The sequence below is a fragment of the Enterococcus sp. CWB-B31 genome, from assembly GCF_020567645.1.
In the GTDB taxonomy this organism is placed as follows: Bacteria; Bacillota; Bacilli; order Lactobacillales; family Enterococcaceae; genus Enterococcus_L.
This window is the reverse complement of the sequence record NZ_JAJDJW010000014.1, coordinates 1-12,112: the sequence shown is the minus strand read 5'-3', so window position 1 is coordinate 12,112 and position 12,112 is coordinate 1. Positions and strand designations below refer to the sequence as shown.

Sequence of the window (12,112 nt, the reverse complement as noted above, 5' to 3'; positions counted from 1 at the left end):
TCAGCTAAATGAATCCCAAAAGAATAAAAATAATGATCAACAGCAATACATTTTTAGAATTTCTTTTCCACTTTATTCATTCAAGTTTTATCAGCTTAAACTGCCTGCATATTTGAAAATAGGGTAAAGTAGATCATTTCCAGTGTCTCTTTTGCCATCCTCTGTTCAAAGATCGTAATATGCTGCTCCTCACAAAACGCCTGAAATGCCAGAAGCTGTTCTGAGTAAAAATAGCCCCTTATTTTATAAGGCGAACAGCTTTGATAAGATACATTGATATTCTCCAGAAAACTACCTGCAAGTTCCTGATTTGACAGAATAAACTCATACTCCATTTCATCAATATCTATTTTTTCCTTAGGGATAAGCTTTCCTTCATGTAAAAACAGGATGTTTTCCGTAATCTTTCCTATCTCCTCCAGATTGTGAGAAGATAAGATTATGGTTATCCCTTTTTTATGGAGCTTACTTAAGATTTCTCTAACCTGCAAAATACTGCCTGGGTCCAAACCGTTCAAGGGTTCATCCATAAGAAGCAGCTTGGGATCATTCATTAAGGCAATTCCCAGAAGCAAGTGCTGTTTCATACCCAAGGAATAATTTTTTACTTTTTTCTCCATATAATCGGTCATGCCAAGTTCTTCTACAAGAGCCGTCATTTCTTCTTTTGTCTTTTTATATTCCCGCCGAATAAATTCCATATGGTCCCAGCCAGTTAAATGCTGGTACAGGATTGTCGGATCCTGAAGATATGACATATCATAAAAAATCCGATAGTCATAATTTGGTCGTCCACAAATTCTCACTTCTCCTTCATCATAATCCTCAATATCCGCAATTAAATTCAACAGGGTTGTTTTTCCGGTACCATTTGGTGCGACAAGCGCAATAATCTCAGGTGTATCAATCACAAAATTGATTTCATCAAGAATTTCCTGCGTTCCATAGCTTTTGGAAAGACCGGTTAATTTTAGTATTTCATTCATTACTTTCACTCCCTACCTCATTTTCTCCCAACATCCTCTTATAGTTTATCTTGAATCTGTTGAGTTATTATGAATTTCCTGATTCTAAATTAGAATTTTCTTTGAATTATCTTGGAATAAAGTTATAATTATTTGCACATGTGTTATTAAAAATAGTTAAATTTTAATTAAGGATATTCGAGGAGGAGATTACTGTTGGAATTTAAAATGACAGAAAACACGTTGTTTCCGTTGGTTGAAATTTCTTTAAAAAATGGAGAAATGATTCAATTAGAACGTGGTGCAATGGTTTATCACAATGGGCAAATTAATTTAGAAGGAAAAATGAACAGCAATGGCCAATCAGGTCTGGGCGGAGCAATTCGTGCGTTAGGGCGTTCCATGGCAAGCAGCGAAAGCTTTTTTATTACACAGGCAAAAGGCTTGAGTGATCACGCCATAATCGCTTTGGCTCCGGGAACTCCGGGAGCAATCAAAAAGCTGGATGTTGGTTTGGAACATTGGCGTTTAAATGACGGTGCTTTTCTGGCAGCCGACTCAACAGTTTCGTATCAAATGAAACGTCAAAAAATAAGTACCGCATTCTTCGGTGGCACCGGTGGATTCTTCGTTATGGAAACATCAGGAAAAGGAACACTTTTAATTAATGCATACGGTGACATTGTAGAACTTCAGCTTGACGGCAGCCAACCATTTATTATCGATAACCAGCACGTAGTAGCTTGGTCTGAGTCGTTGGAATACAATATTAAAGCGGCTTCCGGTATGTTCGGCTTCACAACAGGTGAAGGTCTGGTTAATGAATTCCATGGCAGGGGAACTGTTCTTATTCAAACAAGAAATGTTGAAGCTCTGGCTGGAATGCTTTCTCCATTCATTACTTCCGGTAAATAATCGTTTGATGCAAAAAGACCCTTTGACGACTTTCAAAAAGCTCCGTCAAGGGTCTTTTATTTATTTTTACTACTTCCTATTGTCTACTGTCAGCGATCTGCTGATCAGTGTTTTCAGCAGTCTGAGTACCATTTAAGAATTCTTTTATTGCCTGTGCATTCATGGCTTCATCAATTTCAATCACACTTCCTGAAGAAGTATAATTGTTAAAATTCCAGCTTCCTTCAACAGGCACTGATAAAATTTCCAATGGTTTGACTCTGCCAATCAGAAAATTCTTCGCCAAATCAATAATCAAATCCGTCGGAACATTTGTATCAAGCTTGCCGGCTGCTTTTCCAGCTGCTTTTGGCAGTTTTAGTAAAGGAACCAAATCCTTAGACTGATCCGCTAAAGCAACCATTACCTGCTGCTGGCGACGCACACGACCAAAGTCGCCTTCTTCATCCATTCTAAAACGGGCGTATTGAAGCAATGTCTGACCATCCATCACCTGCTCACCCTGGTATATATCAACACCGTCCAGATTAATATCTTTCTCAGCATCAATAGATACCCCTTTTGGATAAAGCTCATCAATCAATCCGCTAAACTGACTGAAATCAATCACTGCATAATAGTTTATTGGAAGATCAAAGCTTTCATTTATCACTTCTTTTATCACCTTTGCTCCACCATATGCATAAGCTGAGTTAATCTTGTCATAGCCGTATCCCGGAATATTCACATAGCTGTCACGCATTATCGAGATTAGCTTCGGCTGCTTACTGGTAGTGTCGTAGTGCGCAATCATCAACGTATCTGAACGACCACCATATACATCGTCATCTACGTCAACATCTCGTGTGTCTGTTCCAATCAGCATGATTGTCAGCTCTTTATCATTCTGTAAATCATCCCCTGTAAAGTCATTATTCTTTGTTGCTTCTGCATTTTCTTTGGCGCTAAAAAAAGTAAGTGCTGCATAGCAGCCTAGTGCATCCAAAATAAAGACAGCCGACAAAAAAATAATGATACTCATTCTAGCTTTTCTTTTCATTGGTTAAACCCTTTCCAGTGTTTTTCAGCCATTGTTCTAAAATAAGTCCTTTTTACTATACGGCTGTACAACTAAGTATATTCGTAAGAAATCCCCAATTATATTTATTATTTCTCTATTTTTTTTCACTTTCTTACTATACCCACATCAAAAAATGAAGTCAATAAAATAATAGTTAAAATTTCATCTGTTTTTCACACGAAAAATATTTAGATAAAATAACAATTATTATTAATTTATATCAATAAAATTTACCGTTCATACAAATACAAAAAAAGCCGATCTGAAGAGGATCAGCTCCATAATTGATATTCATTCTTAATACATCCCTGTATTCTTAATGAACCTTTTTTTTCAAAAATCTCACGATAATTCCAAAACTTACAAGAATAAAGAAGAGCAGCAGCCAGCCATACCAGCTTTGAAAAAGCTTTAGGAAGATATAGATCAGCAACAAGATTTTTGACAGAAAAAATAACCCTGAGAAAAGTTTTATCCAGCGAGGCTTTGTCATCAGTAGCACCAGCAAGCCGGAAGCTGAACTGATAAACGGAAGATAAATGATTAGCTTAAAAATGGAAAATCCAACAGACGCTTCTGCCAATGACACAGCAAATACAAGCGGATAAAAAAGCAGCAGATTTATCAGCACCTCACTCACTAAAAAAAGAATGACATTTCCCTGTTTGAATTTATTCTTTAATGCTTTTATATTCAGTTTCATTTATTACACACCTTTCATACATAATTAAATACTATTTGTGCAGAAAGGGAACTATACCGCATCTCCTAAAAACCGAATAAATGATACTCCACTTTATGTACCTCTGTGATTAGCCATCTCCTATTTAAAAGTGAATATCTGCACATTTATGAGATCATCAGTTCGCATACAGCTGTCCTTTTATATAGAATAAATTTTTGACAAATTTATCCCCATCAGAGCTGCGCATACCATTCCACTTGATGTTCCTGTAACAGTAAAACTGGCAATTCTGCTAACTGACTTTTTACTACAGAAAATCCTTGTATCTACACGTCCCACATCAATATAAATGCAGCTCATCTATTTAGAAAAGTGTTGGCATGTCTTGTATGACCCTAAGACATGTGACAAGCATTCGGAGAAGCGCAGAAGCAAATTCTTACATAACCATAAGACATGCGACGAGTAGCCGCCCCCTTTTCATTCTGCTAACTATACCATCTTTCAAAAAAAAACGATTCTGAGTGGTAAATCAAGCTCTCCCCAGAATCATTTTATTATTTATACTCTTTAGAAATCTGTAAATCCTGCTTCCAGTTCATGACTGAACAAATGGTGTTTTTCGGCAATCAGCTGATCAAAGAACAACGCCTCTGAAACACTGAAGTATGGAATAATATGGAATAATGAAATACCTATACTAAAGAAAGCGGAGAAATACCAAAGAGCGAATGACAGAGTAAACATAAAATATTCCATCTTATATCCCTTCATTAACTCCATACTCAACGCGATAGCTTCCTGTGCCGTCAACTTTTCATCTTTTCGCAGCAGATAATTTGTCATGCTGTAGGAAACTCGTTTCACAATTCCTGGAATATAGAATAACAGCGCCCACAGAAATGTGTAGAGCCATACCAGCAAGTTTGCTTTGACTACACGACTTCGATTTTCATTAAAGAATTTATTAAAGGTTAGCTTTAAACTAAATGGTTCTCCTTCAATATTATCAACAGCTGCCCATTTAATCATTCCCTGATACAAGACCATGACAATCATAATCAATAGCCATACTAGAAAAACAAAGAACCTTCCAATGAAGCCTGATCTGTCCCCATAATTATGATAAGAACGATACATGCTGCTTTCATTTGACAAAGTTGCTGTCGATGTACTCAATGGAACATGGATATTCAGCGGACTTTCTTCATCATCATAATAATAGTCATCTTCATGATATGCATCCCAGCCTTCATCCCAGCCTTCATCCCAACCATCGTCCCAGCCATCATTATAACCATCATCATAGCCATCCCAATAATCACCGTATGTATTATTATTTGTTCCGCCATCCTGCCACGAACGATAAACATTGCTGTCATCATAATAGGTATGACTGCTGATTGTAGCCGCTGCGATGGAAAAAATCATTATAAAGAAGAAATAAATCCCCAATAAAACAAAAGGAATTACCACAAGCGTGCTCCAATGTCCATAATTCTTATGCAATAATTGTTTGGCTTTCTTTTTTATCTCGCTGCTAATCATTTTATTTCCCCTTTTCTTTTCAACAACCAATTTCTGAGCCCATCCAATATAGGCATTCTATTGTTGGATGGACCTAACTTTACTATATCGAATATCGGAGAAATGCACAACAGAAAAAGCTGATTTTAGTTTTCATAAAGCAGTTAATGACGCTCATTCATTTTGTATCCAATCCTCTCAAAAAGGGCTGCTTCATAAGCTTATAAGCCTTCCTTAATCAGGACCCAGCATATTTTCTTAATAAAACTACTTGCAAAGTCCTCAGTCATTATTATAATTTATTGATAATCGGAACAGCGTCGGAGTCTTCAATTCTTTGTTTTTTTCTTATATAGTAGCAATACTCCAGCTTTGCCGCCCAAAGCAGTTCTGCCTGAGGAGGAAGAACAAATTGTCTGTCACGCTCATTCCAACAGCTGTCAGCTTGTCTGCAACCTTGCTCTAAGATACTATTTAGCTGATTAACCTTATCAAAGATCGCTGAAGAGCTGTTATGAAAACTTATCAGCTGATCAAGCTTTTGTTTCAACTCTGCCTTAATTCCTCCATAGGTTCCTAAAATCATCATATTTTCACTGATCTGAAAAGCTTTATTTCGTGGATCCATAGAAGAATCAGCCAAAGCTCTCAGCCTCATTTGACTTGTCGTAATTTGCAGCTCCCATAATTTGATTTGTTCTTCCAGCTCAGCTGAGTTCAAGCTGCAATCGTCTATATTTTCCAGATATTCTTCAATAAATCGCACATTCGCCTCTACAATCAGTTCACTTAGCAAAGCCGCTCCTTTGACTAAAGGTAAAAGGACAGCAACAAAATACTTTTGTGTCGAATCATACATCGGCGACTCCCGACTAATTGTTATACTTAAATGCTTAATTGTTTTTTGTAACTGTTCGTAAACCTGTAATTGGCTCCGACACATTTCCCGTATACTTTCAACCTGCAATCTTGCCAGTGTTAAATTCATTTCTATAACCATAGCTCTCTCCTAAAATTTCTGTCGTCCTGGATAACGCACAGCGATACTTTTAACAGATTAATCCTGCACTAATTAAACCGACCAACCAGTATTTATCCTAATACGTGTCATTCCAATTCGCTCTCAATTCCAACTCTCTTAAATGAAAAATAGATTTACTTGTAATCAAATGAATCTCTTTTGCTGTTTTTAATGCAATATTGACGGATTCCTGTGCACATTGATTGCCATTTATCGTGGTAACCTCATCCCTATTTATAAAATACTCTCTATCCAGAAGCTCTAATACTGCTAAAGAATTCTCTACGATCAGCTCTGCCTGTTTTTCTCTCATGAACATAATCACTCCAAATTATAAAGAGGAAGCATCCTATATGTATAATTTATTCTTTTGGTTCTATGCTTCTCTTTTAAAAATATTTACCCTTATTCTTCTCTTGCTATATCCAAGCAGCAAAGATATACATAATATAAGAAAATAATAACACTAAAAACTGTATTATCTTATCAAAATTTTACAAAAAGGATAAAAGTCGTGAGAAAAAAGGGCTATTTTGAATATGAAATTACAGATTCCCCTAAAATAACAGGCTGTTCTATTCCATTTAATCAGAAAAATATGGCACAATGATTTGTTCAACATCACTTTAACTATTCGCAGAAACAAGCGATTATCACAATCTTTATTGAAGATCTATATTCATCAAAGTCGACTCTTTTTCAAAAAAAAAGAACTAAAGGAAAATAAAAAAAATAGTTACTTATACTTTATTTCCCTTTCCTCACCATTTTCATTTTTCTCACTTTTTGTCTTGCGTTTTTATTTAGTTCGTTTATACTAATAGGGTAGGATAGAAAGTATAATTTAATAGTAACATTGGCTCTTTTGATTTGGCGCCAACCATTTCATAAGAATGTTGAGACAACCACAATTGCCCGACCTGTTGCCAATAGTATCAGTAATCCGCTGCCTGAATTGTATACCAATTAGCCTGCAGTTCTCCATTACCCTGTGCTTTTTTAGGTGCACCTGTAATAGGGGGGAAGTGTGATTGCTTTTAATAAAACTATTGTAAACGATATTGGGATATTTCCAGTATCGTTTTTTCTTTCTATCCTGCCTTTTTTCAAAAAGAGGTAAAATAAAAAAAGGGCATCTCAAAGATCGGCGCCAACCAATCTTTGAAACCCTGTTTAGACAGCCACAACCCTCTAAACAAGTTTGCCCTAACCAGCACTTAAGCACTGGCTTCTCTATTGTACCGAACTTTACAGAGAATTTCCAGTCAGTATTTCTTTGTTCACTCCAATTTGAGACTAAACTTTCACATTTAGAAGTTTGGCTGGACCGTTTCTTGAGACAACCTTTTCTTTTTACTTCTTCTGAAATCAGGTTGAGTTGCAGTATCAGTAACTCAATAATTGAAAGCACCCTGTACGGATCGACTAACTTTTCAGTAAATCGTCTGTTCAAGGTGCTTTTTGTCTATAATTCTGTATATTTCTCTTTAGTTCCTTTACTTTTCTCCACAGGATATTTTATTGCATTCAGCTTCATCTTGCTTCGGATAATTTCTTTTACATCCAGATTTAAATCAGAAGCCAGCATCAAACTGTAAATCAACACATCTGCCAGCTCTTGTCGGATATTTTCTGTATTTTCCTGAAGCGCCTCACCATCAGTCAACCATTGAAAATTTTCCAATAATTCAGAAGCTTCCAAACTGATTGATATCGCTAAATCCTTTGGATGATGAAACTGACGCCAGTCTCTTTCATCTCTAAAATGATTTATTTCATTGATTAAATCTTCCATGATTCATCCTCTCCTATCATTTATGATTAAAGTTCCAAAAACAATTCTTTATTTATTTTACTCTATTTTTCAAATACTGTCGGTAATTTTCTTTGGCATAAAGAAATAAGAATAGCGGCTGAGGTGGATATTCTCCAAGATTTTATTGCACAGCCGTTCAAAGAGGCAGCACCAACCCTTTAGTTCACTACTGCCTCTTTGTTTAATCTCTCTTAATCTGCTTCAACTTTTACAATACCCATTGTCCTGCCATTTTCGTCAAACACTTCTGTTTCACCGTTTGAATGAACGATCATCACCCGGCGTTCTCCTATCAACAGCTGCTCATCTTCTGACCCTTTGTATAGAAGTGCACCATCAATATTGGTGTAAATAACCTCTGATGTATTATTGTTTTCATTTAGGCGTTCAATTACAAAAATATTTTTGATCTGATTAATACTAATAACTATTCCGTCTTCAATTGGGAAAAGTATCTTCCCCTTTTTATCAAGCAGCCCTTCGTCATATTCTTCATTGGCAACAACGGAAAGTCCATTCTTAGTAAAAGGACCGATCTCAATAATCTCTTCTTCTGCGGCCTCCTCCTGTGAAAGAAGCTCTTTCCCCGTTGAAGTGATTAAGGCTGGCGATTCATCATTATAATTTTTTCTGACTGACAGCAGATCCTGGCCCAGATAACTTGGTTTAGATATTTCTTTATTCTTTATGGTTGAGAGAATCGTCAGCTTTTCATCAATCATACCATATGTTTCTTTCCCATCATTTAAAAATACTGCTATCGCTTTCCCATCCAGGTTAAATCCATAAATATTATGAATTTCTTTCTCGCTAAATTTTAAGCTGCTGGCTGCTATTTTACCAGTCTCATCAATAATCACCGCTTCATCTTCCAGTGTTCGAGCGGAAGCATAACCGTTGGAGCTGAAATTGCTTATATAATGAAACAGAAGTTTATTTCCTTCTTCATCTCTGACAATTTTCCCTTCTCGATCAATTATTCCATCCATTCCCTCAACAGTCGAATAGAGAGCAACCGGTGCAGCCCCATATGAATTAATAAAATTTATTCCTTCTTTTTTTACTTCTTCGGGCGATAGGATTAATCCTTCCTCAGAGTGGAAAATACCAAACTCCTCTTTATTTATACGAGCAGCTACTACATTTATATGCTCGTTAAATGTATCAAGCAAAACCACATCATCAAACTTTTTGCCTAACAGTTCGCCTTCTATATTAAAAACCCCCTGCTTTCCATCAGCAAATGAAGCCGTCATAAAATAATTATTCTTACTTGTTAACGTTTCGAGTCCGCTGAGTCTTCCAGGCTCAATGATATTCTTTCCATCTTTACTAATAAGTCCATAATTTCCAGTTTCCCTATTATAATAAGAGCTGTAATTCGATTCCACAAAAGAGGTTTCACCCATCGAAAATTCTTCTGTCCTTATTCGCCATTCATTTTTTGTATTAAAATAAAATCCTGTGTAATCCCCTCTGGAACACTTAAACCAGCTGCTGTTTGGAAGACTTTCAATTATTTTTACTCTTTCTGTCTCAGCATCAAGAACGATTTCTCCATTTTCATCCATCAATCCCATAAAACCATCTGAATGATACACAAGAAATTCATCCTTCAGCTCCTGATCAGATGCCTTTATCTTGGTTTCCATTGCTCCCTGACTATTTCTGCCAGATCGGCTCTCACTCTCTTCAGATTTAAAAAGCCAGAGTCCGCTCACCGCAGCCAGTGTTAATCCGGTAATCACTGTCCCGGAAAGAATCAGTTTTTTATGCAGCTTCCATACCTTCCTCATAAGTCACGCATCCTTTTTATAATATCTATACCTTCCGATGTTTGAATCACAGCAGTCCTTGTCTTCCAGATTTATTTCTCTCTCCCATTTCCCCACTTTTCTCAAATTATATTATAACAATATTTCATTAGAAAAATCTCTCGAATTTTCATTTTTTTCTAAACAAATGAGAAACTTTCTTGAAACATAAAAAGCCTGCCGGCGGACTCTTTGGGAAGAGGACCGGGCAGGACTAATATTTTTCTGGAGCAACTATCATTTGTAATAAAAAAACAAGTTATTTGAATAAGGTGTCGTGGAGTTTTTTTAAGATGGATTAATCCCATTTAATATCCTACAGAAAAGAATTAATTACTGAATTCCATTACCGTCTTTATTTCTGGCAATTGATTTTTTATATGATTTTGTTATTCAGAAAAAAATTTTTCAACGCATGGGAACTGCATGAGTCATCTAGCCTGATGCCATTTTCAAATGGTATTAATGCCCCAAAAGAGAATTATGGTAAAGGTCATAAGATGATATATCCTTGATGATCAGCCTATAAAGTATGAATATATTCGAAATTCTGTTCAAGTTGATGCAAAAATTGAAGCAAAAAATAAAATTGAGTATGGAGCTTTAGTCTTCGTTAGGTCATCTGAAGTTCCAGAAGAAGTAAGATGGGCTAAAGCCTATTTAGAGGAAGAATATGCTTTATATAGTGGATTTTCTATTCGAGGGAAGAAGATAAATGAGTTTAATCCACATTTCGTTGAACTTTCATTAAATTCTATCAACAGAAAACAAATAGAAAAAAAGGCAGGCGGTAGTACCCGTTTTAATGTTAGTCAAACTATTTTGAATAGCTTAGAGCTACTGATGCCGAAAATTGAAGAGCAGAATAAAATTGATAAATTCTTTAAACAACTTGATAATACTGTCGTTCTTCATCAGTATGAGTATTTATAGCATGATTGTATCATGAGTAAGTAATTTCTAACAACTTCCTTTTGTGTTTAATTGATCGAATTTGGAATCTATTATTTCATTTTAAAATATTTCCAAACAGGGTACTAATCGTTTATTTATGATAATTAAAAGTATCAATTTCCCCTTGTAATAGATAACATAAATTGATACCAAATAGAATATTTTTTAAAAACTATTATTTCAAAAAAACAACTGGCACATTACCAGTTGTTTTGGGTTATAGGATAGTTATATTGGACTGCTTAGTGACTAGTCAGCTTTTTTCTGTTCAGCATCTTTTTCACTCTTCATTCCTGTACTCTTCTTTTCTGAAAGTAAGTTTGTTTACTCTCTTAATCACTCAATAGCCTCAATAATACAATCTTACCTTACTTATTTGTTTAGACATCTTATGAAGCAGCTATTTATTCACCTACATCAATTAAATCGTTCAATCAATTCCCTGTAATAGTCCTGTTCATTTAATAACGTATCTATCAAATATCCTTGATTTGTTTCATACTCTTGCAGCCCTCTTATATAATAAGCTCGATTTTCATCCCGAACAACCAGTGGTATTCCATCTATCCTTAAAAGTTCTTTATACAATAATAAACGCCCTATTCGACCATTTCCATCAGAAAAAGGATGAATTTTTTCAAAATCATAATGAAATTTGGCTATTGATTTTCCTTCATCTTTGATATCTTTGTACTTTTTAAAATAAGTCGTCATTTCTTTCTCAACATCTTCTACTGAGGTCGTTTGAGCAGCATTTAAGCTTCCTATTTGATTATTAAATCTCTTATACTCGCCAGTGCTGAATAATTCACTGCCTTCCTGGCTGGTATTCTGCTTTAACAGTCTATGTAAATGCTTAACAAAATCATGAGTTAATGATTCGTTTACATGTACTAAAATATAATCAAACGCTTTAAAATGATTTAATGTTTCCAAAATATCATCTGTTTTTATTGGTTTACTGCCATCAGGGAAAAAAGTTCCACTATCAAAAATTTGTTTGGTTTGTGACTCTGAAAGCTGACTTCCTTCCATATGATTGGAATTATAGGCAAATAAAATCTGTGTCCAATAATACAGACCCCCAGAAAAATTTCCACCTTTTTCCTGTGTCAATCGTGCTCTTAAGTTCACTTTTGCCGCCTCCTAAAATTCCTCTATTTCTTATTTAGTACTACATTCTGCTTTTCAAAGTATACTTTTCTTTTTTGATTGGTTAACTAATACTTTTTCCCAAATTTCAAGAACAAGTTAGCCACTTTTCGAAATAAGTGAAAAATGTCTGTTATCTCTACGTTCCGTTGTTGATTTGATTGTGAGTTGGTGTGTGGTAGTCTGATCAGGACAGTCTGGTA

The 12,112-nt window shown here is 35.5% G+C and carries 11 protein-coding genes; 2 read left to right on the top strand and 9 right to left on the bottom strand.

Annotated elements, in window-relative coordinates; genetic code table 11:
* Positions 1-95: 95 nt before the first annotated feature.
* The gene (locus LI954_RS12015; RefSeq protein ID WP_229441981.1) at positions 96-986 is read right to left on the bottom strand and encodes an ABC transporter ATP-binding protein; all 891 of its coding nucleotides are present in this window, start codon (positions 984-986) and stop codon (positions 96-98) included.
* A 195-nt stretch (positions 987-1,181) separates the two neighbouring features.
* On the opposite strand from LI954_RS12015, the gene LI954_RS12010 reads away from it, so the two are divergent.
* A complete protein-coding gene (locus LI954_RS12010; RefSeq protein ID WP_202068425.1) occupies positions 1,182-1,880 on the top strand; it encodes a TIGR00266 family protein in 699 nt (232 codons plus the stop codon).
* Positions 1,881-1,956: 76 nt separating this feature from the next.
* Here the strand turns inward: LI954_RS12010 and LI954_RS12005 are convergent, their stop codons facing one another.
* The 7 genes from LI954_RS12005 to LI954_RS11975 all read right to left on the bottom strand — a co-directional run bounded on the left by LI954_RS12005 (position 1,957) and on the right by LI954_RS11975 (position 9,785).
* Positions 1,957-2,919: an LCP family protein gene (locus LI954_RS12005; protein WP_229444593.1), complete on the bottom strand. Its 963-nt coding sequence runs from the start codon at positions 2,917-2,919 to the stop codon at positions 1,957-1,959.
* A 337-nt stretch (positions 2,920-3,256) separates the two neighbouring features.
* Positions 3,257-3,643, bottom strand: coding sequence for a hypothetical protein (locus LI954_RS12000; protein ID WP_229444592.1), 387 nt, complete (start codon positions 3,641-3,643; stop codon positions 3,257-3,259).
* A 552-nt stretch (positions 3,644-4,195) separates the two neighbouring features.
* A complete protein-coding gene (locus LI954_RS11995; RefSeq protein WP_229444591.1) occupies positions 4,196-5,173 on the bottom strand; it encodes a DUF975 family protein in 978 nt (325 codons plus the stop codon).
* A gap of 271 nt (positions 5,174-5,444) precedes the next feature.
* Positions 5,445-6,152 carry a hypothetical protein gene (locus LI954_RS11990; RefSeq protein WP_229444590.1) on the bottom strand — a complete coding sequence of 236 codons (708 nt, stop codon included), beginning with the start codon at positions 6,150-6,152 and terminating at the stop codon, positions 5,445-5,447.
* 97 nt (positions 6,153-6,249) lie between these two features.
* Positions 6,250-6,486 carry a hypothetical protein gene (locus LI954_RS11985; RefSeq protein ID WP_202068420.1) on the bottom strand — a complete coding sequence of 79 codons (237 nt, stop codon included), beginning with the start codon at positions 6,484-6,486 and terminating at the stop codon, positions 6,250-6,252.
* A gap of 1,152 nt (positions 6,487-7,638) precedes the next feature.
* A complete protein-coding gene (locus LI954_RS11980; RefSeq protein ID WP_229444589.1) occupies positions 7,639-7,968 on the bottom strand; it encodes a nucleotide pyrophosphohydrolase in 330 nt (109 codons plus the stop codon).
* Positions 7,969-8,180: 212 nt separating this feature from the next.
* Positions 8,181-9,785 carry a hypothetical protein gene (locus LI954_RS11975; RefSeq protein WP_229444588.1) on the bottom strand — a complete coding sequence of 535 codons (1,605 nt, stop codon included), beginning with the start codon at positions 9,783-9,785 and terminating at the stop codon, positions 8,181-8,183.
* A 525-nt stretch (positions 9,786-10,310) separates the two neighbouring features.
* Here LI954_RS11975 and LI954_RS16235 point away from each other — a divergent pair.
* The gene (locus tag LI954_RS16235) at positions 10,311-10,736 is read left to right on the top strand and encodes a restriction endonuclease subunit S (protein ID WP_324254760.1); all 426 of its coding nucleotides are present in this window, start codon (positions 10,311-10,313) and stop codon (positions 10,734-10,736) included.
* A gap of 438 nt (positions 10,737-11,174) precedes the next feature.
* Here the strand turns inward: LI954_RS16235 and LI954_RS11965 are convergent, their stop codons facing one another.
* Positions 11,175-11,891 carry a Fic family protein gene (locus LI954_RS11965; RefSeq protein WP_202068414.1) on the bottom strand — a complete coding sequence of 239 codons (717 nt, stop codon included), beginning with the start codon at positions 11,889-11,891 and terminating at the stop codon, positions 11,175-11,177.
* Positions 11,892-12,112: the final 221 nt, after the last annotated feature.

Coding starts and splice junctions, on each gene's coding strand:
- LI954_RS12015 (WP_229441981.1), bottom strand. CDS start 986: ATGAATGAAATACTAAAATTAACCGGTCTTTCCAAAAGCTATGGAACG.
- LI954_RS12005 (WP_229444593.1), bottom strand. CDS start 2,919: ATGAAAAGAAAAGCTAGAATGAGTATCATTATTTTTTTGTCGGCTGTC.
- LI954_RS12000 (WP_229444592.1), bottom strand. CDS start 3,643: ATGAAACTGAATATAAAAGCATTAAAGAATAAATTCAAACAGGGAAAT.
- LI954_RS11995 (WP_229444591.1), bottom strand. CDS start 5,173: ATGATTAGCAGCGAGATAAAAAAGAAAGCCAAACAATTATTGCATAAG.
- LI954_RS11990 (WP_229444590.1), bottom strand. CDS start 6,152: ATGGTTATAGAAATGAATTTAACACTGGCAAGATTGCAGGTTGAAAGT.
- LI954_RS11985 (WP_202068420.1), bottom strand. CDS start 6,486: ATGAGAGAAAAACAGGCAGAGCTGATCGTAGAGAATTCTTTAGCAGTA.
- LI954_RS11980 (WP_229444589.1), bottom strand. CDS start 7,968: ATGGAAGATTTAATCAATGAAATAAATCATTTTAGAGATGAAAGAGAC.
- LI954_RS11975 (WP_229444588.1), bottom strand. CDS start 9,785: ATGAGGAAGGTATGGAAGCTGCATAAAAAACTGATTCTTTCCGGGACA.